Consider the following 25,907-nt stretch of genomic DNA (forward strand, 5'->3'; position numbering starts at 1 on the left):
GTTTCACTTAGCGGTAGCGGAAGCACTCAAATTCGCCGACCGGGTTTGGAAAGTCCGCCCGTCGCCAATGAAGCTCGCGAACCAAGACCTTTCGGTCGCCCACGCTCGCATGATGAAGGACAGTGCCGAGCGAGTGGTGCTCTATAGTCACGAGCCAGGGGGCGAAATTTTCTTCGCACTGACACCAACGCCCGCACTGGTGAAAGCGCTTGGCGTTGGATTCGTACGATTCGACTGGCCGCTCGGAACCTGCGATCACAATGTCGCCAGCGACGCTGCCCGGTACATTTACGCCGCCCTTGATGTACTCGAGACAGTCCCACCCTCTCCAGGGCGCTATTCGAAAGAATCTCCTGCATTTGCAGCGATGACGCTTTATGAATACCTGTGCCATGCCCGCCCAGACCAGGGTCGGAATCTCATGCACATCCCCCCAGCACTACCGCAATCTCGGCAAGCTTTGCATTTTCATCTTCAGCAAGCCAACGCGATGCATCTGAAGCTCCGCATCATTGATCGAGCGCTCTTGGTGCAGGAGGAATCGGGGCTTTATGTGATGCTTATCGAACTTGATCCGCTGTGCATGAAAGCGCATCTGAGAGAAAAGAAAAGCTTTCGGGTTGAGCTGCTCACTAGCTCCATCATCATTGCGGTCCTCATGCTGACCTATACGCTGCAGAAGGTTGATAAAATGCTGTTGCGTTACTTTCAGGAAGACGATCACCAAGATCCTTACGCCCAAGCCATGCAGGAAATCGGTGACCTGGTTCGGCGGATGTTGGGTTCTGCTGCAACCACCGAGCCTATGCAGACGATTCCGGAGCTGAACTCGCCGACAGATGCTGTGGCACCGCCTCAGGATCCTGGCACGCTCGCGTTGCTGAATGCGCTCGGGAGCGTTCTGCCCGACGCGCAGAAAGCCAAGCTTGAAACCCTCTTTACGCAACCCTCCGTCAACGATCGCATTGTCTCGCCGGCGCGTGGTTCAAACGCAGGGTTGAGCCTCGCAGCTTTGGTAAAGGAATACGAAGAACGGCAAATTCGTGAAGGAGCCTGGGCTAATCCGCGGACCCGCATTACCGCTCGGGCCCGCCTGGAAGGCCTGTGCGAGCTGCTTGGCGGGCACCGGCAAGTCGAAACGCTGACTCGTGCTGAATTCAACACGCTACGCGATCATCTGCGCAGCTATCCGAAGAACCGGCACCGCCTTCGCGCCACCCGTAATCAGCCGCTGAGCAAGATCATCAGCGACGGGAAATTTGAGCCGATCAATCCACGCACCGCGAAAAAGTTCTTTGAGCTGGCACGGGCGCTTGTCACCTACGCACATGATCAAGGCCACATCACCGAAAATATCGCGGCCGGATTGGCATTCAGCACCAAAGGTGCCGAGGCCCCGAGGAAGCGCACCTATAGCCCAAGCCAGATCGAGAAACTTCTTCACGGCCCGGCCTACACGCTGACCCAGCCGCCTCGCTGGCGTCTGGACGACTACAAGTTTTGGTTGCCGCTGCTTGGCCTCTATACCGGCGCGAGGCTCAGCGAGCTGTGCCAGCTACGGCTCGAAGACATTCGGCAGGAGCTCGGCGTTTGGATCATCAGCATCAATCGGACAGGGTCGAAGCAACTCAAAACGTCCGACTCTGAACGGCTAGTGCCCATTCACAAGCAGCTGATCGAGACAGGCTTCCTCGACTATCACCAAGCTCGCCTGGACATAGTTAAGCAGGATATGAAAGCTCCTCTTTTCGAAAATATCCGTGTCTACGGTGATCTTTCTCCTGGGCACGTTGCGAGTCGTTGGTACCTGGGCTCAAGCCAGGGCAGTCATGGCTACTTGGGGCTCTGCGGCCTCGGAGAGGAGGGCCTGACGTATCACGGCCTACGGCATACTTTTATCAACCAATTCCGCAGACAGAACCTCGACCTCGCGAAAGCTAAAGCACTCGTGGGTCACGCTGATAAAAGTACAACTGGCGGCTATGGCGACTGCTATCCGGCAGGCGTCCTCAAGGACGAGCTCGACAAAATCGATTTCGGCCTTGGCTTGGATCACATCCATTACCGGCACTATCAGGGGCTCCAGAAAGCACAAGGTGACTTCAAAGTCGGGCGGCCGGTGGGCACGCCATTCCCGAACGTGCGAGCTCCTAAGCGCCACTGGAAATCGTACGCATAAGGCCTAGCCAAACAGAGGCGGGAGCCCTGCTCCTGCCCTTTTTACACATCCCTTAATTATTGACAAAGCGTCAATAAAAACTATCGAATGTACTTTTCCAATAGATTATCTTGACTGGTCATTCATACAGTAATAATCTCGAGCCTCACCCACCGTGAGGTATATATGAATGTAACGCCCCCTATCTCCATTCCTTTTTATAAGGGCCTGAGTTTGATTGTAGAGCCTGGCCATGAAGAGCACTTGCGAATCGCCTTGGCGAACATCTCCGCGGTAACGGACGCGATCAACCGCTTCCACTCTTCACCGTTACTTACCGAGTTCATGGACACTACGCTGTCCCGCTTCCTGCGAGAAAACACTTACGCAGGAAAGTCCGAGCATATGCTGCGGGCTCGAATGGAAAAGCTGAAGGTCATCCTGACCCGAGATAACCCTACACGCCGAGTCGCTGAGCTTGATCGAGCTGATGTGCAGCGTCTAAAGGATCAGTTGCCATTGTTACTGAAGCAGAACTCGGCTTCGGGAAGTAAAGGCGCAAACCTCACGACCTATTACCAGCTGTTCAATCGCATGCTAGACGAGGCGCTGGAGAGCAAGCTGATTACTGATGCGATCAAGGTTGCTACTTGCAGTACAAAACAGGCCGAGGTCACCAAGCCATTTCTAGATAGCAACCTGATTCAGATGCTCTCCGGCTGGCCTTACCAAAAGTACCTCGCGGGCACACTGCCCAAGGTCTACCAAGACGCCAAGCCGTATCGGTTCTGGTTGCTTCCTCTCGGACTCTACACCGGCGCGCGGCTCAATGAACTCTGCCAGCTTCGTGTGCATGATGTGATCCGGGATGTCCACGGCGTAGAGCTCATCGACATAAACGATAACGGCTACAACAAGTCGCTAAAAACGGGCTCATCGGCACGGCAGATTCCGATCTGCACGAAGCTTGTGGAGATGGGTTTTATAAATTTCGTAGAGGAACGACGTCAGGCCGATGGCAACGATGCATTGCTTTTCGGCGAGCTGAGCTTTGACCCGAAGCACTTATACTCCCGCGATCCGAGTCGTTTTTTCTGCGGGCCGTGTACGGGAACGGGATACATCGGTCAGCATTGTCCGCCGGCCGTTAATGGCGGGCTCAATTTTAAAAGTCTCCGTCGTTCGTTTGCCGTCCGGCTGGAACGGTCAGGCATATCTCCGTCCACGATCGCCTATCTGCTTGGCCATGAGGGCAGCGCTCCGGAGGTCACAGCAGACCACTACTTGGAAAAGCCGCTGAGTTTGAGACTGCTGGAGCAGATGGAGCGCGGCCTGACTTACAACATCCAGACCGACGAGATTCGCTGGGAACATTTTAAAATGCTGCTCCATAGCCAGGCGGGACGCGGAAAGCGCGGGAGGAAAAGTAAGCTGCAGCTTCACTAACGCATAGAGCGGGAACGATCATCGCTTGGAGATGGTTATGAGACAGGATGAATAAAAGGCCGCAGCTAATCTGCGGCCTTTTTGGTTCTCAACACAACAGGAAAGAAACCGAATATTCACGCAACTCCGGGCATCGCTTGCGGCGACGGATGGCACACCCTATCGCTGAGCGCAGTCCACCATCGAAGAACTTGCATCCGCTGCGACGCGAATTCCGTGACAGTCGGCTGCTGCCATACAAATCGCACTTGAAGCATGGGCCGTTTGGCATCAGACCGGACACCGCGTCATACCTCCCTGTGACAGACACACGGCACAGTCACCCGCCGCATCATCGACACTCACTAGCTGCCGCAAGCCCTACGAGTGACACGGAGAGACTGCAGCACTCGAGTCATGTGACATGGCGGTCGTAAAACAAGTGCGCAGCGGTGATCGGGCCGAGTACTTATGATTGAGGCTGGGGCGGCAGCGCCCGCGAATGGCGCAGCTCACGTCTGTGCACAATCGCCATTTCGGCCAGGCAACGCCTGGCGGCTATGATTTTGACAACAAAATTGCGGGGGCATACTTGAAGCAGCGAAGCGTTCCTTCAAGCATGCCCCCGCGCCCCATACTTGAAGCCTTCAAGTATGGGGCAGTTGAGCATTTTGGGCGTTTGCAGGTAAGCGAAACGAATGTGGAGCGAGACCGAGCAATAAGACCAAAATGATCAACTGCCTTCGCGAAGCGGCTGCCATTGTTGTCAAAAAAGGCAGCTTTCTTCATTTGCCGCAGGTAAATGGCTAGCTCTAATTTCGATGCTATGCATGGCTACCTCTGCTAAAGAGGAAGAAGCCTGCTCACGTCCGCTTCCTCTACGGGATGCGCGACGTTTCTATGCAACGGCCGCCGCTTGGTCACCTCCCATTTTGCTAACCCACCACTTCATATGTCAGGAAAGTACGCACCTCTCTGGCTGACAAACACTCCGCAGCGCCATCCCTGTACCAGTCTTCTCGATGACCGGATTACTCACGAAATCGGTCGGTCCTTAGTTTTCTCCCTCCGTGCCCAAGCGGTAGACTGAGACACACAAAGCAGTTTCGTTCTCCGAAGGTTACCCATGTCCAAACTCGCCGAATTCAAAGCTTTAGAAGCCCAGCTCGCAGCCCAACTCAAGCAGCTTGATGCTCTTAAGAATGACGACAAACTCAAGCGCGAAATCGAGTTCGAGGAAAAACTCCGCAATTTGATGGGGCAATATGACGTAGGCCTGCGCGAAATTATTTCAATATTGGATCCGCAGCCCAGCCGCACCAGCATCAGCGCCACCCCGACGTCTCAAGCGTCTCGTCGGCAGCGCCAAGTTAAGGTTTACAAAAACCCAGAAACTGGAGAGGTGGTAGAGACGAAGGGTGGCAATCATAAGATTTTGAAAGCTTGGAAAGAAAAGCACGGCGCCGAAAAGGTGGAGGGTTGGCTTCAGTAAGCTGACCCGACGAAAACAAGAGCCAGGCGGTGCCTGGCTTTTTTATGCTCCGTAGGGCTACAGTTAGCCCACATTGCACGATCACATTCCGACAGAAGCGGATGTCGATCTAAGGAAAAATCGGATTTTACGGCCGCGCTGTCCGAAGTACCAAGCAGGTCTGCTATCGACGTAGCAGGAGGAGTTCCTGGAGAGTCGGGGCTAGAAGTGATATTTGTCGAGCCGCCGCTTAAAGGCTTCTTCAGATCCTTCCATAATATCCAGCACTGCAGTGGCTGTATCAGCTCTATCCAAACCGCCTGACGCAAGCCTGACTCCCAATCCTTGACTCACCTCTAAGGCATACACTAGATCGGTGTCGGCATTCACGGGTAGAACCCGGGCGCGTTGCTGGCCGGCAACGGTCCGCTGTCCGCCGCCCGCGACGATACCCGTCTGATGTTTCAGGACGCTCGGCTACTGCCGTGGAAGCGGGTCATCGACAACGTCGGCCTGGGCCTTTCCGGCGACTGGCGGCCCAAGGCACGCGAGGCATTGGCCGCGGTCGGCCTGGCTGAACGCGCCAATGAATGGCCGGCGGCCTTGTCCGGCGGGCAGAAACAGCGTGTAGCACTGGCTCGCGCATTGATTCACCAACCTCGTTTGCTGCTACTCGATGAGCCACTCGGCGCACTGGATGCATTGACCCGTATCGAGATGCAGCAACTGATCGAACGCCTGTGGCAGCGGCATGGATTCACGGTGCTGCTGGTTACCCACGATGTCAGCGAAGCCGTAGCGGTGGCCGACCGGGTCATTCTCATCGAGGAAGGACGCATCGGCCTCGACCTCACCATTGACATTCCGCGCCCGCGTAACCGTGGTGCGGCGGCTTTAGCGGCACTGGAAGCGCAGGTGCTCAACCGCGTGCTGGCCGTGCCGGAGCTATCGCCCCAACCCGAATCCGTTTCTCCGTTGCCGACGCAATTGCGCTGGGCACTTTGAACTGCGAATCAACTCAACCAGAAGGAACCACACCATGACTATCAAAGCCATCAACGTACGCAACCAGTTCAAAGGCACAATTCGAGAAATCGTTCTTGGCGATGTCCTCTCGGAAATCGACGTACAGACCGCAGCCGGGATCGTCACCTCTGTGATCACGACTCGCTCTGTGAAAGAGCTTGAATTGGGGGTGGGTAGCGAGGTGATCGCGTTCGTTAAATCCACGGAGGTTTCGATCGCCAAGCTGTAGAGGAAAGCGGAAGGGGAGTTCTATCGAGGAGCACACAATGAGACTATGGAAGCCAGTCAGGTAGGCGCGTAGCTCTCTACAATCCGAGCGCTGGGCGGCGCTGTGCAGGTGGTGTTTGGGCGGGTAACGCCCCATCGGCTGTTCACATTCGCGCTCAATGACTGAGCAACTCCACCGAAGGCATGGGGAAACAGCTGCTTTTTCAACAGAACTGGCAATAGCTGCTTGTCTGGCCGATAGACCCAGAGGGGCGGTCGCCTCCCTGGAAGTCGGTACCGTTGTCGCCTGCGAGCCTCGAGAACTTTCTGACCCATAGAGTGAGCGTGATGAGCAACCTCTCGGCCGATAGCAATGTAAAACAACCACGTTTACTCAAGGTCAGCGAGGTGGCCAAGCGCAGTGGCGTGGCTGTTTCCACCCTGCATTTCTATGAGTCCAAGGGGCTGATCAGCAGCCTGCGCACCTCGGGCAACCAGCGCCGTTACACGCCTGGGGTGCTGCGCTATATCGGCATCATCAAGGTGGCGCAACGCGCCGGCATTCCGCTGGACGAGGTGAAGCAGGCGCTGGGCGACTACGATCCGATGGTGCGGGTCAGCGCCGAACAATGGCGTACGGTGGCCTCGCGTTGGCGCAATGACCTCGATGACCGCATCCAGAAACTGCAACGCCTGCGCGACGAGATGGAAGGCTGCATCGGCTGTGGCTGCCTGTCGCTGGAAGACTGTCCGCTGCGCAACCCCGAAGACCGCCTGGCCAGCCAGGGGGCGGGCGCTCGCTTGCTGGAAAACTGAGGGTGCGGCAGCGCGTGCTGCCTTTTCAAAGATAGCGGCGCGCAGCGGCCAGAAACTCCGGCGCCTGATAGTCCTCCACACGCATGGAGGCCTGGGCGTCGAGCAGCCCGTTGCTGCGCTGGATATCCAGTACGGTGCTCAGCCCGGCATGGCTCACGCTCATGTCACGGGTCAGGGCGTTGCTGCCGGTGTAGTAATCCCAGGCTCGCAGCGCGTAATCCCGGCGCGTCGGCAATTGCCGGCTGGCCACTTCGGCGGCCTCCTCGCGGTTGGCGTAGAGCGCCTCGGTGGATTCGAGCAATACCGCCAGAAAGCGCTCCAGCAGTTCCCGATTGCGCTCGGCCCAGGGCAGCGAGGCATTGACCGAGACGAACTGCCAGTCCGGGATGTAGTCGATGATTTCGCCCAGATTGCGCAACCCCTCCTCCTCCGCCTGGTACGACCAGGGCACCGACTGCAGGCCGGCGTCGATCGTCCCTTCGAGCAGCGCCCGGTGGCGCGCCGGTACGCCGCCGGTCTGCACCACGCTGTAGTCGCCCGGATACTGCAGGCCATGGCGCGCGAGCATCTCGCGCACCTGGAAGAAGGTGCCCTCGCGGCGGTTGAGAATGCCGATCCGGCCGCCGCGCAGGGCCTCGATGCTGTCCAGCGCGGGCCGTGCGATCAGCGTGTGGGCCAGCTTGCCGGTATTGCCGGCGACCAGGCGCAATGGCCCACCGGCCGCCACGTTCTGCAGGATCGACTCCGGCGTGGCGATGGCGACGTGCACCTGGCCGGACAGTAATGGCTCGACCTGCGAGGCGTGCCCCAGCTGGACGATCTCCAGCTCGATGCCGGCCCTGCGGAATGCGCCGCGTTGCAGGCCGAGCCACAGCGGCACGTAGAAGAAGGTCTGCGAAACGATGGCGACCACCAGCCTGTCGGCTGCCTGCGGCGTGCGCTGCAGCGCAGCGGCGCGCCCGGGCAGCAGCAGCCCGGCGCAGGACAGTCCGAGTGCCGCGAGCAGGCGGCGGCGGTCATGGCGGATGTCGCTGGGCATGGGGCTCTCCCTCAATGGTTTGATGGTTCCCACGCTCTGGCTCTGCGTGGGAACCCAGAGGGTGGCGCTTTGCGCCACGAGGGTTGGCGTGGCGCTGGACGCAGAGCGTGGGAACACGCCCCTAACGCCCGGCCAGGCCGCTTTCGGGCAGTTGCTCCGACCAGCCGCCGGCCAGCGCCTGGTACAGCGCGACGCTGGCGACGATGCTGTCGGTGTGGCTGCGCGCGTAGGCGTCCTCGGCCTGCAGCCGTGCGTCGTCGGCGTCCAGCAGTTCCAGCACGTCGATCGCCCCTTGCTCGAAGCGCAGGCGCGCCATCTGCGCCGCACGTTCGCCGGCGGCGGCCGCCTGCTGCAGGTGCGCCTGCTCGCGCTGGCTGCGCGACAGCCGTACCAGGGCATTTTCGGTTTCTTCCATGGCGGTCAGCACCGTGCGCTCGTAGCGGGCCAGATCGGCCGCCGCGGCCGCATCGGCGGCGGCGATACGGGCACGTACCCGGCCGACATTGAGAAACGAGCCATCGACGCCCAGTATCAGCAGGCGTGTCTCGCTGTCGCGCTCGAACAGGTTAGCGGATTCGAACGCCTGGGTGCCGATCAGGCCGCCCAGGGTAAAACGCGGAAACAGATCCGCCGTGGCCACGCCCACCCGCGCGGTGGAAGCCGCCAGCCGACGCTCCGCCGCGGCGATGTCGGGCCTGCGCCGCAGCAGTTCGCCGGGCGCCGTGCTCACCGCCTGCGCAGCCAGCGGCGGCAGCGCCGTCGGCACCGCCAGCTCGGCCGTGAGAGCCTGCGGCATACGCCCACTGAGCACCGCCACGCGGTGGATGGCCACCGCGATCTGCGCCTCCAGCGCGGGAATGCGCGAGCGTGTGGTTTCCAGTTGGGTGCGCGCGCGATCGACATCGAACGGCGTCGCCAGGCCCAGGCGATGGCGCTGCTGCAGGGTTTCCAGGGTGCGCGTCTGGTTGCCCGCGTTGCTCTGGGCGATCTGCAGTTGCCGCTGCCAGCCACGCAGCTGGAAATAACTGCGTGCCAGCTCGCCCACCACCGCGACCTGCAGCGCCGCCAGATCCTGCGCGGAGGCGGCGGTATCGGCGCGCTGCGCCTCGACGCTGCGGCGCACCCGGCCGACCAGGTCGAGCTCCCAGCTGAAACCGAGGTTGGCGGCGAACTCGTCGTTGTCGCGATCCCCGGACGCCACGCCGGGCAGCTGATCGGCGCTGCTGCGGCGGTTGCCGGCCTGGACGTCGGCCGTCAGCGTCGGAAACTGGTCGTAGCGTGCGCCGCGCAGCAGGGCGTTGGCCTGCTGGTAGTTGGCGAGGGCGATCAACAGGTCCTGATTGTGCGCCAGCGCGGCGTCCACCAGAGAGTCGAGCTGCGCATCGCCGAAGCGCCGCCAGAACGCGGCGTCGCCCGACGCCTGCGGCGCGCTGGCCGCCGGTCGTTCACTGAACGCTGCGGCCACAGGCAGTTCCGGGCGCTGATAATCCGGGCCGACGCTGCAGGCGCCGAGCAGGCCGCTGCTCAAGGCGACAGCCAGCAGGCGCGCGAGGTGTGTGTGCGTGGCGTTCATCAGTGTTGCACTCCCGAAACTTCATCATGGCCGTGCTGCACCAGTGCCGTGCCGGCCAGCTTGCGCAGGGCGACGTAGAACACCGGGGTGAGGAACAGGCCGAACAGGGTCACCCCGAGCATCCCGGCGAACACCGTGACGCCGGTGGCGGCGCGCACTTCGGCGCCGGCGCCGCTGGACAGCAGCAGCGGGATGACGCCGGCGATAAAGGCGATCGAGGTCATCACGATGGGGCGCAGGCGCAGGCGGCAGGCTTCCAGCGCCGATTCGACGATGCCCTTGCCCTGCAGCTCCAGTTCGCGGGCGAACTCGACGATGAGGATGGCGTTCTTGCACGCCAGGCCCATCAGCACCACCAGGCCGACCTGGACGAACACATTGTTGTCGCCGCCGGCCAGCCACACGCCGAACAGCGCCGACAGCATGCACATCGGCACGATCAGAATCACCGCCAGCGGCAGCGTCCAGCTCTCGTACAGTGCGGCCAGCACCAGGAACACCAGCAGCACCGCCAGCGGGAACACGATCAGCGCGGCGTCGCCCTGGGTGTCCTGCTGGTAGCTCAGGTCGGTCCATGCGATCTGCATGCCCGGCGGCAGGACCTGTTGCGCCAGCTCGGCGACCTTGACCATCGATTCGGTGGAGGACAGCACGCGCGGGTCGGCGCCGCCGGCGAGATCGGCGGCGGTGTAGCCGTTGTAGCGCAACACCGGATCGGGGCCGTAGCTGTGCTCGATCTTGAGCACGCTGCCGATCGGCACCATTTCGCCGCGCTCGTTGCGGGTGCGCAGGTTGGCGATGTCGTCCACGCTGTCGCGGAACGGCGCATCGGCCTGGACGAGCACCTGCCAGGTGCGGCCGAAGAGGTTGAAGTCGTTGACGTAGACCGAACCGAGATAGGTCTGCAGGGTGCCGAACACGTTGGTCAGCGGTATGCCCTGGGCCTTCGCCTTCACGCGATCGACCACGGCGTCGAGCTGCGGCACGTTGGCCTGGTAGCTGGTGTTGGGGTAGCTGAACCCGGGGGTCTGCATGAGGGCGCCCTGCAACTGGCTGGTGGCGTCCTGCAGCGCGCCATAGCCGAGTCCGGCCCGGTCCTCGATGTACAGCGCATAGCCGGCACCGTTGCCCAGACCGAGGATCGGCGGCGGCATGATGGAAAAGGTGATGCCCTCCTGCAACGCGGCGATCTTCTGGTTGATCTCGGCGTTGATCTGCTCCGCGCTGCGGCCCGGGCGCTTCTCGAACGGTTCCAGGATCAGGAAGGTCATGCCGGTGTTCGGCGTGTTGGTGAACTGCAGGGCGTTGAGGCCGATGGAGGCGACCGAGTGGGCGACCCCGTCGGTCTCCAGGGCGATGTCCACCACCTTGCGCATCAGCGCATCGGTGCGCTCCAGGGAGGCGCCTTCGGGCAGCTTCACGCCGGCGATCAGGTAGCTCTTGTCCTGGGTCGGGATGAAGCCGCCCGGCACCACCTTGAACATCAGGCCGGTCCCCAGCAGCAACAGCGCATAGACCACGAACACCGCGCCGCGCCTGCCCAGCGCGCGCGACACGGTGTTCTGGTAGCGCTCGGAGCTGCGATTGAAGAAACGGTTGAACGGGCGGAACAGCCAGCCGAACAGGCGGTCGATCAACCGTGTCGGCGCATCCTTGGCGGCATCGTGCGGCTTGAGCAGGATGGCCGCCAGCGCCGGCGACAGGGTCAGCGAGTTGATCGCCGAGATCACCGTGGAGATGGCGATGGTGGTGGCGAACTGCTTGTAGAACTGGCCGGTCACGCCGGAGAGGAAGGCCATCGGTACGAACACCGCGCACAGCACCAGCGCGATCGCCACGATCGGCCCGGAGACTTCCTTCATCGCCTGGTGCGCGGCCGCCAGCGGCGACAGCCCTTCCTCGATGTTGCGCTCGACGTTCTCCACCACCACGATGGCGTCGTCCACGACGATACCGATCGCCAGCACCAGGCCGAACAGGCTCAGCGTGTTGATCGAGAAACCCAGCAGGTACAGCCCGGCGAAGGTGCCGACCACCGACACCGGCACCGCGATCAGCGGGATGATCGAGGCGCGCCAGGTCTGCAGGAACAGGATCACCACCAGCACCACCAGCAGCACTGCTTCCAGCAGCGTGTGTACCACCGCGTCGATGGAGTCGCGCACGAAGATGGTGGTGTCGTACACGGCCTCGTACTGGATGCCGGCCGGGAAGGTCTGTTGCAGTTCGTCCATCGTCGCGATCACCTGGTCGCGGATCTGCAGCGTGTTCGCGCCCGGCGACTGGAAGATGCCCAGGGCGACCACCGAGTCGTTGCGGTCCAGCCGCGCGCGCAGGGTGTAGTCGCCTGCACCGAGTTCCAGCCGGGCCACGTCGCGCAGGCGCACGATCTGCCCGTCCGCGTCGGTCTTGAGCACGATGTCGCCGAACTCCTGCTCGGTGCTCAGGCGGCCCTGGGCATTGATCAGGTAGAGGAAGTCGCTGTGCGGTATCGGCTCGGCGCCGATCTGGCCGGCGGAGACCTGCACGTTCTGCTCGCGGATGGCGGCGACCACGTCCGACGCCGTCAGCCCGCGCGCGGCGATCCGGTCCGGGTCGAGCCAGGCGCGCATGGCATAGTCGCCACCGCCGCTGACGCTGACGTCACCCACGCCGGTGATGCGCGCCAGCACGTCCTTGACGTGCAGGCGCGCATAATTGCGCAGGTACTGGGTGTCGTAGTGGCCGTCCGGGGAGGTCAGGTGCACCACCATCAGGAACGACGGCGCCTGCTTCTGCACGGTCACGCCCTGTCGCTGCACGTCCTCGGGCAGGCGCGCGTTGGCCTGGGCCACGCGGTTCTGCACCTTCACCGTGGCATCGTCCGGGTCAGTACCCGGGCGGAAGGTGATGGTCATCTGCAGCACGCCGTCGGAACCGGCGATCGACTTCATGTACATCATGTCCTCGACCCCGGTGATCGCTTCCTCCAGCGGGGTGGCGACGGTTTCGGCGATGATCTTGGGGTTGGCGCCGGGATATACGGTGCGCACGACCACCGACGGCGGTACCACGTCCGGGTATTCGCTGGTGGGCAGCAACGGGATGGTGATCAGGCCGGCGGCGAAGATCATGATCGACAGCACGGCGGCGAAGATCGGCCGCTCGATGAAGAATTTGGAGAAGTCCATGGCCCGTCCTCAGTTCGCCGCGTGATCGGCGCTGTCCGTCTGCGCCTGTGCATCCACCGGCATGCCGGGCATGAACACCTTCTGCACGCCGCTGACGATCACCCGGTCACCGGGCTGCAGGCCCTTGTCGATGATGCGCAGTCCCTCGGCCGTGCCGGCGGGCTGCACGTCGCGGCGCTGGGCCAGACCCTGCTCATCGACGATGTACACGTACTTGCGGTCCTGATCGGTGAGGATCGCCTTGTCGTCCACCAGCATGGCCTCGAACTCGCCGCTGCCAAGCAGTTGCACGCGGGCATACAGCCCCGGGGTGAATAGCCGCTCGCGGTTGTCCAGTACGGCGCGCAGGCGCACGGTGCCGCTGCTGCGGTTGAGCTGGTTGGAGACGAAGTCCAGCGTGCCGGCATGGGGGAAGCCCGACTCGTTGGCCAGACCGATGCGCACCGGCAGGCTGCCGTCGCTGCCGTCGGGGCGCGAGCCATCACGGGCCATCTGCGCGTAACGCAGAAAGGCGTTCTCGTCGACATCGAAATAGACGTAGGCCTGCTCCTGGGACACCAGGGTGGTCAGCACACTGGCCGCATCACCGGCCACCACCAGGTTGCCGGCGGTGACCCGGGCGCGGTCGGTGCGGCCGTCGATGGGCGCGCGCACCTCGGTCCACTGCAGGTTGAGCTGCGCCGTCGCCAACGCCGCCTGCGCTGCACGCACATCGGCCTGGGCCGACTCGTCGGCGGCGCGGCGCTGCTCGTACTGCTCGGTGGACACCGCCTGGCTCTGCACCAGCACCTTGGCCCGCTGCGCCTCGTTGCGGCTCTGCCGCGCCAGCGCCTGCGCGCGTTTGAGCTGGGCTTCGGCGCGCTGCAGTTCGGCGCGGTAGCTGCGTGGGTCGATGCTGAACAGCACATCGCCTTTCTTCACTTCCTGGCCTTCACGGAAGGTCACACGCTCGATATAGCCGGTCACCCGTGGGCGCAGCTCGACCGTCTCGGTGGCTTCGATACGCCCGTTGAACTGATCCCAGCGGCTGACGCTGTGCACCTGCACCGGCGCCACCCCGACCTGCGGCGGCGGCATGGCCGGTGTCTCGTTCTCCCCCTGACCGCAACCACTCAACAGCGCGGCCGTCAGCAAGGTGACAGCCAGCAGCTCCGAACCGGATCGCGCCACGCGCGAAGGGTAAACACAGCGACTCATTGAACGAACTCCCCCAGACAGAAAGAATCCGCCCGCCAGCCTCGTAACGAACTGCTGGCGGGGGCGGATGACAGCAAACAGAGTTGGCTGCGCGTGGTCTGGCGGGCACCTTGGATGCGGCTGACGGCAGCGAGCCGTCGCCTTTATAAATGCTCAAGTTAACTTGAGGTCAATGAGAAAAATGAGCGTGGGAAAAGAAATTGCTGCCTGGCGTCCGCACAGCCTCAGCGCGGCGCACCAGCAAGAAGATCGCCACACAGCCGAGCAGAGCCAGCACGCCATAGCCACAGGCGGCTTGCAGCAGGCTGAAGTGCCTGGCCAGGCACCCGGCGATCAGCGTGGAATCGCCGCGCTGCTGTAAGAGGTGGCATCGATCGCCGCCAGCATGCTCCTCCATGGAAATACCGGTCTGGATGCTGCGGCTCAGCGTTGCGCCCTGGCCAATGCAACTGGTCACGGACCGATGAGCTGATAGGTGCCACCGAAGGCTCAGGTGCCGGCGAACGTCCAGGCTGCCATCGGGAAGGCGCGGCGGGCACTCGGGGATATCGAACGCAGCAACCATACGCACCAGTAGGCGCTCTGCCCGCTGGCGGTGTGGTTGGCGGATCTTGCAGGTGCTCGGCCGACAGGTAAGTGCTTACTGGCTGGCCAGGTGACGCTCCAGCGCCTGTTTGGCACGCCCGGCCGCCTCGGCGTCGACGCGCTCGCCAAGCACTTCGGTCAACTGGCGCAGCTGCGCGGCGGTGACGCCGGTGTTCATGCTCATGCGCATGTGTGCCTGCAGCTGTGACTCGGCACCGGGTAGCGCCGCGAGCATGCTCACTGTGGCCAGCTCACGGCTCTGCCAGTCGAGATTGTCGCGTTCGAAGATGTCGCCGAACAGGTGCGTGCGCAGGTATTCGTTGGCCACCGGGGCGAAATCGAACAGCGGGCCTTCTACCACCGCACCCGACAGCTTGGTCTGGTTCTCTGTGCCGGCGGCGAGCAGCGCATCGCCCTTCGGCGCCGGATGGCTGGGCTCACTGCCCGGTGCATCCTCGATGCCCTTAGCCTTGCGCGCCTCGACCACCTTCAGCAGCTCGCCCAGCGCATTAAGGCTGCGCGGAAAGCCGGCGTAGGCATACAGCTGCACCAGCACTTCGCGGGCATCGCTGATGGTCATGCCGGCATCCAGGCCCTGATTGAGCGCCGCATTGAGCCCGGCGATATCACCGGCGGCGGCGAGCGCGGCGACCGGCACGATGGCCTGCTGGCGGGCGTCGAGGGTTTCGCTGACACTGGCAGTAGCGGCTTCGCTCATGTTTTGGCTCTCCTGGGCAACGGCAATCTGGCTCATCTCTCCCAGCCCCAATACGGCACTTAGGGCACCGATGGCCAGGCTCGACTTAGTGCTGATGCGCTTGGCTGTATTGTTCATCGCTCACCTTCTCCATCCAGTTGACGTTCTTGCCATCCAGGGTCGCGGTGACCGCCATATGGGTCATCGCCGTAGTCGGCGTAGCGCCGTGCCAGTGCTTGACGCCCGGCGGGCACCAGACCACATCACCGGGGCGGATCACCTGAGCCGGCTTGCCCCACTCCTGGGTCAGACCGACGCCGGAGGTGACCACCAGGCGCTGACCGGCCGGATGGGTGTGCCAGGCCGAACGCGCGCCCGGCTCGAAGGTGACCAGCGCACCGGCGGTGTTGATGTGCTCATCGGCCGGCCAGATCGGGTCGATGCGTGCACGCCCGGTGAAGAACTGCTCGGGGCCGGCAATCGATGCCTGCTCGCCGGCGCGAACGATCTGCTGCTCGCCCTTGGCGCCCTCATCGGCGCTGGCCAGACCGGCCTGCAGGGCTGCGACGCACAGCGCCGCGGTGAAGATCTGCTTGTTCATGCTGCTCACCTCTCCTCGCGTTAACGTGCGGTGTAACCACCATCGATCGGCAGGGCGACTCCCAACACGAAGGTCGAACCCGGACTGCACAGCCAGAGCACGGCGTCGGCGATTTCCTCAGCCTTCCCCAGACGGCGGATGGGGACGTCCTTCATCATTTCGTTCATGACTTCGGTTTCGCCTTCGAGCATGCCGGCGACCATCGGTCGTCTCGATGATGCCCGGGCAGATGCAGTTGATGCGGATGCCCTGGGCGGCGTATTCCAGCGCCGCGCTCTTGGTCATGCCGACCAGGCCGTGCTTGGCCGCGTGGTAGGCGACACGCCCCGGCACGCCGACCAGGCCGCCCAGCGACGAGTTGTTGACGATGGCGCCGCTGCCCTGGGCGCGCATCTGGATCAGCTGGTACTTCATGCACAGCCACACGCCGCGCATGTTGATGTCGGTGATGCGGTCGAATACTTCGCTCGGTACATCGGCAGTTTCCACCGCCGGGCTCTGGATGCCGGCGTTGTTGAAGGCGGCGTCGAGACGGCCGAAGCTGGCTACGGTTTTTTCTACCAGCGCTTTCACATAGCGCTCGTCGGCGATGTCGCCGGCCACGGCCAGTACCTTGTGTCCGGCCGTGTCAGCTCATCGGCCGCGGCCTGCAGCACGTCCTCGCGGATATCGGCCAGCACCACGGCGGCGCCGGCCTCGGCGAAGGCACGCGCTGCCGCCAGGCCCATGCCGGAAGCCGCGCCGGTGACCAGGGCAACCTGGCCGCTGAAGTCGTATTGGATGGGGGGCATCTCGGAGTCCTCGGTAAATGATTCAATGACGGGCGAAGCGATAGGTCGGTTCCGGGCGCCGCTTAGAGCGCCAGTCGCAGAATCTTCGCCGTATCTTGTGGGGCGATGTCGCCGTGCTCGCCGAGTTGCACGAACTGGTGCTCCTCGAGCTTGGCGATCACCTGCGCAATGATCGTTTCGTCCAGACCATAGGCCGACAGGCGGGTGGCCACGCCCATGCTTTCGAAGAAGTGGCGGGTGCGCTCGATGGCCAGTTCGGCGATCAGCTGCGGCTCGGTCTCCTCGATGTGCCACACGCGCTGGCCGTACTGCACGAGCTTGTCCTGCTTCTGCGCCAGCTTGTAGGTCCAGATCGCCGGAAGCATGATCGCCAGAGTCTGGGCGTGATCCAGGCCGTACAGGGCGGTCAGCTCCTGGCCGATCAGGTGCGAGGCCCAGTCGCCCGGCACGCCGGTGGCCAGCAGGCCGTTGAGGGCCATGGTGGCGCTCCACATCAGGTTGGCCCGCACGGCGACGTTGTCCGGCTCGGCCAGGGCCTTCGGGCCTTCCTCGATGATGGTCGACAGCAGGCCTTCGGCGAAGCGATCCTGCACCTTGGCATTGACCGGGTAGGTCACGTACTGCTCAAGCACGTGCACCATCGAATCGACCACGCCGTTGGCGACCTGGCGCGGCGGCAGCGAGCAGGTGCTGCGCGGATCGAGGATGGAGAACAGCGGACGCACGTGGTCGGAATTGAAGAACAGCTTGTCCTGGGTTGAGCGACGGGTGATCACCGACGTCGGATTCATTTCCGAACCGGTGGCGGCCAGGGTCAGTACGCAGCCAACCGGTAGCGCGCCTTTCACCGCAGCGCCGAAGGTGGCGATGATTTCCCACGGGTCGCCTTCATGCATGGCGGCCGCCGCGATGAACTTGCTGGCATCGATCACCGAACCACCACCGACGGCGAGAACGAAGTCGATGTTCTCGCGACGGGCCAGCGAGACCGCCTCGATGCAGGTCTCGAAGTGCGGATTCGCTTCGATACCACCGAACTCCAGCCAGTCGAAACCTTCCAGCGCGGCGGTAACCTGCTCGAAGATGCCGTTTTTCTTGATGCTGCCGCCGCCGTAGACGATCAGCACGCGGGCGCCGGCTGGCACCTGCTCGCGCAGGGCAGCGATCTGCCCCTCACCGAAGAGGATGCGGGTGTTGTTGAAGAAACTGAAGCTGTTCACGGTTGTTTGTCCTCTGCAGGCGGGCGGCAGTCAGGCTGGCCCGCCGGATGATCGTCATGGGCTGGCGGCGTGGTGCGGGGCTCAGTCCTTCTTCACCGGGCCGGCGAGATAGATGTCGTCAGTCACTGGCTCCATCCAGTCCACCGGCTTGCCGTCGAGTGCCTCTTGAATCGCCACGTGCTGCATGGCCGTGGTATCGGTCGCGCCATGCCAGTGACGACGGCCGCAGTTGCACCAGATCAGATCGCCGGTGCGGATTTCGGTCTTCGGACCGCCTTCGCACTGAGTCCAGCCCACACCATCGGTGACCAGCAGGGTCTGGCCCAGCGGATGGGTGTGCCAGTTGGTGCGCGCACCGGGTTCGAAGTTGACGACGGCCATTCCCATGCGGGACGGTGCCGGCGCGTTGAAGCTCAGGTCGATGCGTACACGGCCGGTGAAAATCTCGGCCGGACCGCTGATGGCTTTGTGCGAGCCGGCGCGGAGAACCTGCATGTCGGCCTTGGCCAGATCGTTCTCACTCATGCTTCGTGACCTCACTCGATGTGTGTGAGGTAAATGTAGTCCCTGCCAATTACTTCGTGTATATGGAAAATATAGAACTCGATATGAAGTAGAACTTAATAATGTTCGCGAACGGAATGAACGATCTGGTGGTCTTCGTGACAGTCGCGCGCGAGGGTAACTTCACTCGCGCCGCTGCTCGCCTGGGGGTCTCCCCCTCTGCGGTGAGCCAGACCATGCGCGGGCTGGAGGAGCGCCTGGGCGTGCGTCTGCTGACGCGCACCACGCGTAGCGTGACCCGCACCGAGGCTGGCGAGCGACTGCTCAACGAGATCGCTCCGCTGCTCGATCAGATCGAGATTCACCTGAACGCCGTTTCCGACCTGCGCCAGCGCCCGTCCGGCACGGTACGCATTACCGCCGATGAGTTCGCTGCGCGTCATGTGCTGTGGCCAAAATTGCAGCCCGTACTGGAGACCTACCCGGAGGTGACGGTGGAGCTGATCACCGACTACGGGCTCACCGATATCGTCGCTGAACGCTTCGATGCCGGCGTACGCCTGGGCGGCATCATCGACGCCGACATGATCGCCATGCCCATCGGCCCGGACATGCGCATGGTCACGGTCGCCGCCCCGGCCTATCTGGCCCGCCACGGCTCGCCGCAACATCCAGAAGAGTTAACCGAACATCGCTGTATCAACCTGCGTTTACCTACCCACGGAGGCCTTTATCCATGGGAGTTCGGCAGCGGCGAGAACGAGTTCCGGGTGCGCGTCACCGGCCCCCTGATCATGAACAGCGTGCTGCAGATTCTCGACGCCTGTCTGGCTGGTGTTGGCATTGCACAATTGCCAGACACCCAGGTGCAGTCCCATCTGGACGACGGCAGCTTGCAGGAAATTCTGGCGGAGTGGTCCGACCCTTTTCCTGGCTACCACCTCTATTACCCAAGCCGCCGGCAACAGACCGCTGCATTTCGCGTGGTACTGGAGCATCTGCGTCTTGAGCGATGAGCTGGTCGCCCTTGAATCGAATGTCAGCCAGCTGCCTCAATGATCACGGTCAGGGATTCCTGTTCACGCAACAAGTCCACACCCGCATCCAGGCGACCGAGGTGCACCAGGCCATTGGCGTACTTAAAAGTGCGATAGAAGATGGCCAAGTTTCCCCATGGCGCGTAGTAGGTGATGTCGCCGGCATCGGCGGCATGACCAGCTGGCGCTCCCTGAGTCGACAGTTTCTTTGGCAGGTCGGCGATTTTCTCAGTGGAGGCGTAGTCGCTCAGCGAGAGTGTCAGCGGCAACATGGCCAGAAAGTCTCTGGCTGCGGCATTGTCATCTAGCGTCGCGGATAACGATTGGCCTTCGATAAACAGGCGAATTTTCATCAGTTTCACCTTTTTGTCTTCGGGGCGGGATGCTCATCAAATAGCAACTGGCGGATGCTTTATCCGCCAGGCCGCTTCGTTACTCACATCTGCGAACGGTTACTACAGATTTTTGCCGAAGAACTGGGTTATCCGGTCAAAAGGAATCTTGTCCGGCTGATCGTACAGATCGACATGGCTCGCGCCCGGAATGATCACCAGCTCCTTGGGCTCAGATGCGGCAGCGTAGTGAATCGCCCCTAGTTTCGTAGACACCTCCAAGCCTCATAATGAGGCCCAACAGGAGGTGCCATGAGCAACCAGCGTTACCCCGAAGAATTCAAGATTGAAGCGGTCAAGCACATCACTGAACGCGGCTTGCGCGTTGCCGATGTAGCAGAGCGTCTAGGCGTATCCGCGCACAGCCTGTACGCCTGGGTAAAGCGCTACAGCAAACCCCAAGTACAGCTGCGGCAAGTAGATGATCAGCAGGCTGAGCTGCGTCGCTTGCGCGCGGAGCTCAAGCGGGTGACCGAAGAGCGAGGCATCCTAAAAAAGGCCGCCGCGTACTTTGCCAAGGAGTCCGGCTGAAGTACGCCGTCATCAGCAAGCTGTCGGTGGAGTACCCAGTACGGCGTCTCTGCCAGACCCTTCAGGTACATCCCAGCGGTTACTACGCTTGGCTGGCCGAGCCGAAATCCGCGCGTGCCAAGGAAGATCAGCGTCTGCTCGGATTGATCAAGCATGCCTGGTTGGAAAGCGGCGGGGTCTACGGCTACCGCAAGATCCACGACGACCTGCGTGAGCTAGGCGAGTCCTGTGGCCGTCACCGTGTGGCTCGCCTGATGAGGAAAGAGGGGCTGCGCTCGCAGACCGGTTATCGCCGGCGCCCCGGGTATTACGGTGGCAAGCCGCCGGTGGCCTCGCCCAACCGTCTAGAGCGGCAGTTCAATGTCAGTGAACCGAACAAGGTCTGGGTCACCGACATCACTTACATCCGCACGTATGAGGGCTGGTTGTACTTGGCGGTGGTGCTGGATCTATTTTCTCGCCAAGTGATCGGCTGGTCGATGAAGCCTCGGATGTGCAGCGACTTGGCCATTGATGCGTTGCTGATGGCTGTGTGGCGGCGCAAGCCCAAGCAGGAAGTGATGATCCATTCCGACCAGGGCAGCCAGTTCAGCAGCTTGGACTGGCAGAGTTTCCTCAAGGCCAACAACCTGATCAGCAGCATGAGTCGACGCGGTAACTGTCACGACAACGCGGTCGCGGAAAGCTTTTTCCAGTTGCTGAAGCGGGAACGCATCCGACGGAAAACCTACGGAACCCGCGAAGAGGCCCGCAGTGATGTGTTCGATTACATCGAGATGTTCTATAACCCCAAGCGCCGGCACAGCAGCGCTATGCAGCTATCGCCAGTGGAGTTTGAAAAGCGCTATTTCCAGAGCTTGGAGAGTGTCTAGGAAAGCTGGGGCGATTCAGTGCGATGCCGCTGACCTTGCGCAGGACACGTTTGTCCGTCTACTTGCTGTCCAGAGCCCGACAGCTCCTCTGCAATTGGCCGAGCCCCGCGCTTATTTGAAGACCATCGAGTGTTTCTGAAGAACCACAGGTCTATCACATTGAGGGAGCGGCATTTGCTAAAGGTGATCCTGCGTTTTAAGAGCAAAAAAGCCGGCCCTAAGGCCGGCAACGTACAGCGTCGAAATCTCAGATGTGGAGGTGGCCTATTAGCGAACCCCGGCTTGACGAAGCGCCGCAGGCGTCAACTCAGCCTCATTCACCATAAGCCCAAACTCAAAGGCGTTTTTTTCCTCGTTCTTGAGGCCCAACACTAGATATCGGCCAGACAGCAGGTCGTAGATTGCTTCTGCCGTGTAACCGCTTACCTGCTTGTTGTAGTAGTACTGCGCAAACCCTTCAGATACCCGCCAAAGAGCACCACGGGCGTCATACTGCTCAATCTGAGCAGCCTGCCAGCTGTCCTCATCGATGTAGATGTCTCGCTTGGCATAAATGTGACGCTCGCCCGGCTTCAACGTTGCCTGGACGTGCCAGACCCGATGCAGCTCGTAGCGCGCGTAGTCCTGATTCAGGTGTCCGGGCTTGATGATGTCGCTGTACTTCAGGCTTGGGTCATCCAGCTTGTAGTTGTTGTAAGGGATGTACATCTCCTTTTTCCCTATCAACTTCCAGTCGTAGCGATCCGGTGCGCCGTTGTACATGTCCAGGTTGTCAGCGGTCCGTAGACCGTCGGCAGCCGTGCCTGGGCCGTCGTATGCCAGCTGCGGCGCCCTGCGCACACGGCGCTGGCCAGCGTTGTAAAGCCAGGCCAGGCGAGGTTCTTTCACCTGGTCGATGGTTTCGTGAATCAGGATGACATTGCCTGCCAGGCGCGGTGGCGCCGTTACCTGCTGTTTGTAATAGAACAGGATGTTGGACTTCTGGCTCGAGCTGCCTTCAACGTTCGAGGGCGAAATGAACTCGTCCTTGAATTTCACGATGGTGTAGGCGCCGTTCGCCTGGGGGGTTGCCTGGGTGATCAACCGACGCACGCTGCCGCCTCGATAGCGGGTCACGTGGTTCCAGATAACCTCCAGGCCATTCTGGGGAATGGGGAACGGATTTGCCGTTTTGTAGTTTTCGACCCCATTCCCGCCTTGGACGAGGGTCGCAGTGGTTGCGTTGATCTTCGTATCTGCGAGCACACTCTCGGGCAGGTTTGCAGTCCGGTGCGTTGTGTACACGGGGATCTTGTACGTCTCCGGGTACCGCTTGAAGAGAGCCAACTGGCCCACACTCAGCTTGTCCTTATATTGCTCGGCATTCTGAGCAGTGATGGTGAACAAGGGGGCTTCACTAGCGAAAGGGTTGGCGAGGAAGCCCTTTGAGTCGACGCTGCCGGCATCAATAGGCAAACCCCCGCTCCACGCCGGGATGCTTCCGTCAGCATTGGCGGCTTTCTCAGCCCCCACAGGTGTCAACGAATTGCCCAACTGGGAGGCCTGCTCTGCAGATACCTGTGCATGGACGTTGATTGCGAAAATAGAAAGGACGAAGCCGCTACTCAGGAGCAAGGTATTTTTCGATTTCATAATGTTCACGCCTTAGAAATTCACGCCGAAGCTGAGAGCAACGAAGTCCCGATCCTCAGTGGTCGAGTACTTCCCGTCGAAGAAATTGGTGTACGAGAGGCTGCTGGAGTACTTGTTCATGTACTCCGCATCGATCCCCAGGCTTACAGCCTTTCTTCCCTCTTCGAAGTTGCCACCAGGTCCTGGCGAATAGCCGTCAACGTCATGAGACCAGGCAACGTTAGGCTTCAGATTCACGCCGGCAAAAACGTCGGGGTAATCCCAAATCGCACGCACTCGATAGCCCCACGAGTTCTGGGTTGTGAAACCATCGTCGCCGCAGAATCTTCTGCCGTTCTTTCCGTTCGGAGTGCCCAGCGTCCCGGCGTTAAGGGATTGGCAGCGGCCGTTGGGCAGCTCACCAGGGCCGAACACTGGATCTCGCCCGTATCGCACATCGGAGTTGCTGTCCAAGCCACCTACGTGCGTCCAACCGACCTCCCCAACCAAGGTGAGGCGACTCGCCCCCATGACCTGATCGAAGAAATGGGTGAAGGTTGTTTGCAGCTGGGTGATTTCTTTTCGGCGGTATCCGTGCGTGTCCTGGCCGGGTACGACGCTCAATACCGATACGGTGGGATCAAGCGGTGTGAGTGCGCTGTACAGCACGTCAGTGGAGTTGATCTGGACTGGCGCATTCGGCCTGTAGCTAATCTCACCAGCCCAGGCGGTACCGGTCGGCAGTGTCGTCGAGAAACTCAGGCCATAGAGCTTGATGTCCTCGGGATACTCAATGAAGTAGCGGGCATTGCCGGCGACGAGAGCAGAGGCCAAGCCCGACTGTAGTGAAGGTGTGCAAGCAGCGCCGATCAGGCCGCATACATTACCGACGTAGCCGGGAATAGCGTTGTAAACCGACTGACCTGGTGCCGTACCGCTGAAGATCGGCAACCGGCTGTGGTAGTTCATGAAGTAGGCGCCGAACTCTGTATCCAAAGGCTCGAATAGATAACGCAGAGCCAGCCCCCATTGCCCACCGTCGCGAGGATCTCGATCTCCACCGCGTGGGATGAGGACACCCTCAGAAGATGTCTGGTAAGCAAGCGGCCCTGCCAGCGATGCGAACTGCCCCAAGCTCGGATTCAGAGCTGCAAGGTTGTTCTCGCATCCATCCGGGACAATGTCAGTTTGGGCGAAGAACGTTCCGCAGTTATCCAGCGTGCTCTGCTCCCACTCCAGCTGGTAGAAAAACTCCGAGGAGAGATTTTCCGTCACGCTCTGGGAGAGGTAGAACATGTTGACCGGTGTGAGCCCTTCCTTTAGCTCAGCTCCAGGCCTACGGAAAGCAGCGACATCGATGGGGTTAATGGCATTGATGCCGCTTTGCAGGAACGTGCTTTCACCCCAGCTCACCACCTGACGGCCGAGGCGTACGGAACCAGGCTGATCAACCAGCAGGTAGTTGTAGTAAACAAAAGCATCGAGCAGCTCAGCTCCAGAAGACTTGGCGCCTTCCTTCCGGTTGCTGTCGCTGATGTCTTTAAACAGCCGGCTTTCGTCTTTCAGTTCAAAGTCATACCAGTACTTTCCGCGAACAAAGACCCCTGTGTCTTTGTATCGCAGGTCCAGGTCATGAATACCTTTGAATATCTTAGAAAAGGTCTCGCCGCGCTTAAAATTCATCCGGCTATCATCGGAAGTCTGCGACATACCGCGGCCGCCATTGTTTTTTCCGATTAGATCTTTGTTAGGACTGGCTGTGGACCAACTTGCACCGACAGAAAGTGATGAGTCGAACTGACCATCAATTTCACCTAATGAAAAATCCACTGCATATGCAGGCATAATCAGCAGACTCGAAACTGCTATTGCCGATGAGAGCTTTGACAGCTGAGCGGGGATGAGGTGAGTTGGCACTGGGTACTCCGGTTTTTGTTATTAGTGCGCCGAATGTACTGCGGCATTTTCCTCCCCGCGTCCCACGAAAATGTGATTTTAGAGACAATCAAAAACCAAAAAAGCGCCATATAACGATGCCTCGCCAGTTAGCGAGACATTAGTTATGGCGCTATGGAATATGAACAATATAAATACAAGGCATGCTTAACTCAAAAAGGTAAGCAAGCCCTGCGATGGCCCTATTTCAGCAGCCCCAGCTGCTTAGCTTTCGCTACAGCATGCGTCCTGCGTTTGACGCCAAGCTTCGCATGAATTCGTTTGGCATGCGTTTTTGCTGTATTGATGGAGACGAAAAGTTGCTCACCGACTTCCTCCCAAGACATACCTTGCGCAACAAGCTGGAGAACTAACAGCTCTCTCTTTGTTAGAGTTACGGATGCCTCTTCAGCAGGAGCTTTTCCAGAGGGTATTAGCGAGGATTCGGCATTGATAGTCATACAGCCCTCCGGCTTTTACTTTCCCGGCGTAGTCATCAATCAGTCAGCCAACTGAAGATCCAGCTTGGCTAAGGCTTTTTCGATTTCATCCAGCTGTCCCTGCGTAATAGCTGCATCGCTTTTAATCTGTATTTTCTTGGCGGCCGGATCGGTGCAAGTAACCAACGCCCCACTCAGTAAACCTATTACCAACTCGTTTGCCCGATGCTCTACTGCCAACTGACGTAGGCGGAATCTTGCAATTTTTGCGAATGGAGTAAGTGGGAGCTCGTCCAACAGAAAGACATGTTTCGGGCGTGCGGGTGGCTCAGCAATTCGAGCATTAATGAACTTCGCAAGCTCACCCACAGAGACTGTTGCCCCAGGACAAGTCACGACGTACAAAACAGGCACCTCGCCCGCATAGTCATCGGGCATTCCCACCGCAGCTGACTGAATTACATCCGGGTGCTCCATAGCAACGTCTTCGATCATCTGAGGATCGATGTTGTGACCACTACGGATGATCACGTCTTTCGAACGACCCACTACACGAAGCTCACCGTCTTCGGTGACTTCCCCGAGGTCGCCCGACTGGAACCAGCCTCT

The 25,907-nt window shown here is 60.8% G+C and carries 21 protein-coding genes and 4 pseudogenes; 8 read left to right on the top strand and 17 right to left on the bottom strand.

Translation table 11 applies throughout. The features are described 5' to 3' along the window. From B597_RS29020 to soxR, 6 genes and pseudogenes are all read left to right on the top strand, one after another. Positions 1-2,179, top strand: a 2,179-nt coding sequence (locus B597_RS29020) for a site-specific integrase (RefSeq protein ID WP_031323228.1), incomplete at its 5' end; no start/stop codon positions are given. A 165-nt stretch (positions 2,180-2,344) separates the two neighbouring features. Next, entirely contained in the window at positions 2,345-3,604 is a 1,260-nt protein-coding gene (locus B597_RS29025) for a site-specific integrase (RefSeq protein WP_024161748.1), read from the top strand. A gap of 1,105 nt (positions 3,605-4,709) precedes the next feature. Then, on the top strand, positions 4,710-5,075 hold the full coding sequence (locus B597_RS29030; RefSeq protein ID WP_003293270.1) for a histone-like nucleoid-structuring protein, MvaT/MvaU family: 366 nt from the start codon (positions 4,710-4,712) through the stop codon (positions 5,073-5,075). Positions 5,076-5,456: 381 nt separating this feature from the next. Next, positions 5,457-6,059 (top strand): annotated as a pseudogene (locus B597_RS29035) (ATP-binding cassette domain-containing protein); the annotation flags it as partial. Between the two features lie 34 nt (positions 6,060-6,093). Further along, entirely contained in the window at positions 6,094-6,309 is a 216-nt protein-coding gene (locus tag B597_RS29040; protein WP_003291375.1) for a TOBE domain-containing protein, read from the top strand. 326 nt (positions 6,310-6,635) lie between these two features. Then, positions 6,636-7,103, top strand: a complete 468-nt coding sequence (gene soxR, locus B597_RS29045; protein ID WP_003293273.1) for a redox-sensitive transcriptional activator SoxR — start codon at positions 6,636-6,638, stop codon at positions 7,101-7,103. A gap of 25 nt (positions 7,104-7,128) precedes the next feature. On the opposite strand, the gene B597_RS29050 is transcribed toward soxR, so the two are convergent. From B597_RS29050 to B597_RS29100, 11 genes and pseudogenes are all read right to left on the bottom strand, one after another. Continuing rightward, positions 7,129-8,142: an ABC transporter substrate-binding protein gene (locus B597_RS29050; protein ID WP_003293275.1), complete on the bottom strand. Its 1,014-nt coding sequence runs from the start codon at positions 8,140-8,142 to the stop codon at positions 7,129-7,131. Positions 8,143-8,263: 121 nt separating this feature from the next. Continuing rightward, a complete protein-coding gene (locus tag B597_RS29055; protein ID WP_003293276.1) occupies positions 8,264-9,715 on the bottom strand; it encodes an efflux transporter outer membrane subunit in 1,452 nt (483 codons plus the stop codon). Beyond that, positions 9,715-12,885, bottom strand: a complete 3,171-nt coding sequence (locus B597_RS29060) for an efflux RND transporter permease subunit (RefSeq protein WP_003293278.1) — start codon at positions 12,883-12,885, stop codon at positions 9,715-9,717. The genes B597_RS29055 and B597_RS29060 overlap by 1 nt, the downstream gene beginning before the upstream one ends. A 9-nt stretch (positions 12,886-12,894) precedes the next feature. After that, a complete protein-coding gene (locus B597_RS29065; protein WP_051519734.1) occupies positions 12,895-14,082 on the bottom strand; it encodes an efflux RND transporter periplasmic adaptor subunit in 1,188 nt (395 codons plus the stop codon). 169 nt (positions 14,083-14,251) lie between these two features. Further along, entirely contained in the window at positions 14,252-14,539 is a 288-nt protein-coding gene (locus tag B597_RS29070; RefSeq protein WP_024161750.1) for a hypothetical protein, read from the bottom strand. Positions 14,540-14,722: 183 nt separating this feature from the next. Then, positions 14,723-15,502: a carboxymuconolactone decarboxylase family protein gene (locus B597_RS29075; protein ID WP_024161751.1), complete on the bottom strand. Its 780-nt coding sequence runs from the start codon at positions 15,500-15,502 to the stop codon at positions 14,723-14,725. Continuing rightward, on the bottom strand, positions 15,471-15,965 hold the full coding sequence (locus tag B597_RS29080) for a (R)-mandelonitrile lyase (RefSeq protein WP_024161752.1): 495 nt from the start codon (positions 15,963-15,965) through the stop codon (positions 15,471-15,473). Before B597_RS29080 ends, B597_RS29075 begins: the two co-directional genes overlap by 32 nt. Before the next feature lie 20 nt (positions 15,966-15,985). After that, the gene (locus tag B597_RS47815) at positions 15,986-16,168 is read right to left on the bottom strand and encodes an SDR family oxidoreductase (protein ID WP_330216612.1); all 183 of its coding nucleotides are present in this window, start codon (positions 16,166-16,168) and stop codon (positions 15,986-15,988) included. Beyond that, positions 16,083-16,756, bottom strand: a pseudogene (locus B597_RS47820) (SDR family NAD(P)-dependent oxidoreductase). Before B597_RS47820 ends, B597_RS47815 begins: the two are co-directional and overlap by 86 nt. 62 nt (positions 16,757-16,818) lie before the next feature. Further along, complete coding sequence (locus B597_RS29095) at positions 16,819-17,976, bottom strand: iron-containing alcohol dehydrogenase (protein ID WP_003291366.1); 1,158 nt, start codon at positions 17,974-17,976, stop codon at positions 16,819-16,821. An 81-nt stretch (positions 17,977-18,057) separates the two neighbouring features. Next, positions 18,058-18,501, bottom strand: coding sequence for a (R)-mandelonitrile lyase (locus B597_RS29100; protein WP_003291365.1), 444 nt, complete (start codon positions 18,499-18,501; stop codon positions 18,058-18,060). A gap of 101 nt (positions 18,502-18,602) precedes the next feature. On the opposite strand from B597_RS29100, the gene B597_RS29105 reads away from it, so the two are divergent. Beyond that, positions 18,603-19,496: a LysR family transcriptional regulator gene (locus B597_RS29105; RefSeq protein ID WP_003293288.1), complete on the top strand. Its 894-nt coding sequence runs from the start codon at positions 18,603-18,605 to the stop codon at positions 19,494-19,496. A gap of 23 nt (positions 19,497-19,519) precedes the next feature. Here the strand turns inward: B597_RS29105 and B597_RS29110 are convergent, their stop codons facing one another. Together B597_RS29110 and B597_RS47275 are read right to left on the bottom strand one after the other, a co-directional pair. After that, the gene (locus tag B597_RS29110) at positions 19,520-19,870 is read right to left on the bottom strand and encodes a cyclophilin-like fold protein (protein WP_003291362.1); all 351 of its coding nucleotides are present in this window, start codon (positions 19,868-19,870) and stop codon (positions 19,520-19,522) included. 102 nt (positions 19,871-19,972) lie between these two features. Further along, a pseudogene (locus B597_RS47275) lies at positions 19,973-20,098 on the bottom strand (alpha/beta hydrolase); the annotation flags it as partial. A 63-nt stretch (positions 20,099-20,161) separates the two neighbouring features. Between B597_RS47275 and B597_RS29120 the strand changes: the two are divergent. Then, a protein-coding gene (locus tag B597_RS29120; RefSeq protein ID WP_152028138.1) for an IS3 family transposase occupies positions 20,162-21,312 on the top strand; the annotation gives its coding sequence in 2 pieces (ribosomal slippage) (positions 20,162-20,399 and positions 20,399-21,312; 1,152 coding nt in all). Positions 21,313-21,579: 267 nt separating this feature from the next. On the opposite strand, the gene B597_RS29125 is transcribed toward B597_RS29120, so the two are convergent. The 4 genes and pseudogenes from B597_RS29125 to B597_RS0223110 form a co-directional block, all read right to left on the bottom strand. Further along, on the bottom strand, positions 21,580-22,944 hold the full coding sequence (locus B597_RS29125) for a DUF1329 domain-containing protein (protein WP_003293292.1): 1,365 nt from the start codon (positions 22,942-22,944) through the stop codon (positions 21,580-21,582). Between the two features lie 12 nt (positions 22,945-22,956). Continuing rightward, a complete protein-coding gene (locus B597_RS29130; protein ID WP_003293298.1) occupies positions 22,957-24,840 on the bottom strand; it encodes a DUF1302 domain-containing protein in 1,884 nt (627 codons plus the stop codon). A gap of 221 nt (positions 24,841-25,061) precedes the next feature. Further along, positions 25,062-25,268: pseudogene (locus tag B597_RS46250) on the bottom strand (response regulator transcription factor); the annotation flags it as partial. A 90-nt stretch (positions 25,269-25,358) separates the two neighbouring features. Further along, on the bottom strand, positions 25,359-25,907 hold a 549-nt coding region (locus tag B597_RS0223110; protein ID WP_031323237.1), incomplete at its 5' end, for an AMP-binding enzyme.

This window comes from Stutzerimonas stutzeri KOS6 (genome assembly GCF_000307775.2).
GTDB classification, from domain to species: domain Bacteria; phylum Pseudomonadota; class Gammaproteobacteria; order Pseudomonadales; family Pseudomonadaceae; genus Stutzerimonas; species Stutzerimonas stutzeri_B.

Bases quoted from the DNA above. Each gene is read 5' to 3' on its own strand.
- B597_RS29030 (WP_003293270.1), top strand. From the start codon at position 4,710: ATGTCCAAACTCGCCGAATTCAAAGCTTTAGAAGCCCAGCTCGCAGCC.
- B597_RS29125 (WP_003293292.1), bottom strand. From the start codon at position 22,944: ATGAAATCGAAAAATACCTTGCTCCTGAGTAGCGGCTTCGTCCTTTCT.
- soxR (WP_003293273.1), top strand. From the start codon at position 6,636: ATGAGCAACCTCTCGGCCGATAGCAATGTAAAACAACCACGTTTACTC.
- B597_RS29105 (WP_003293288.1), top strand. From the start codon at position 18,603: ATGTTCGCGAACGGAATGAACGATCTGGTGGTCTTCGTGACAGTCGCG.
- B597_RS29050 (WP_003293275.1), bottom strand. From the start codon at position 8,142: ATGCCCAGCGACATCCGCCATGACCGCCGCCGCCTGCTCGCGGCACTC.
- B597_RS29080 (WP_024161752.1), bottom strand. From the start codon at position 15,965: ATGAACAAGCAGATCTTCACCGCGGCGCTGTGCGTCGCAGCCCTGCAG.
- B597_RS29100 (WP_003291365.1), bottom strand. From the start codon at position 18,501: ATGAGTGAGAACGATCTGGCCAAGGCCGACATGCAGGTTCTCCGCGCC.
- B597_RS29075 (WP_024161751.1), bottom strand. From the start codon at position 15,502: ATGAACAATACAGCCAAGCGCATCAGCACTAAGTCGAGCCTGGCCATC.
- B597_RS47815 (WP_330216612.1), bottom strand. From the start codon at position 16,168: ATGGTCGCCGGCATGCTCGAAGGCGAAACCGAAGTCATGAACGAAATG.
- B597_RS29055 (WP_003293276.1), bottom strand. From the start codon at position 9,715: ATGAACGCCACGCACACACACCTCGCGCGCCTGCTGGCTGTCGCCTTG.
- B597_RS29065 (WP_051519734.1), bottom strand. From the start codon at position 14,082: ATGAGTCGCTGTGTTTACCCTTCGCGCGTGGCGCGATCCGGTTCGGAG.
- B597_RS29040 (WP_003291375.1), top strand. From the start codon at position 6,094: ATGACTATCAAAGCCATCAACGTACGCAACCAGTTCAAAGGCACAATT.
- B597_RS29025 (WP_024161748.1), top strand. From the start codon at position 2,345: ATGAATGTAACGCCCCCTATCTCCATTCCTTTTTATAAGGGCCTGAGT.
- B597_RS29060 (WP_003293278.1), bottom strand. From the start codon at position 12,885: ATGGACTTCTCCAAATTCTTCATCGAGCGGCCGATCTTCGCCGCCGTG.
- B597_RS29110 (WP_003291362.1), bottom strand. From the start codon at position 19,870: ATGAAAATTCGCCTGTTTATCGAAGGCCAATCGTTATCCGCGACGCTA.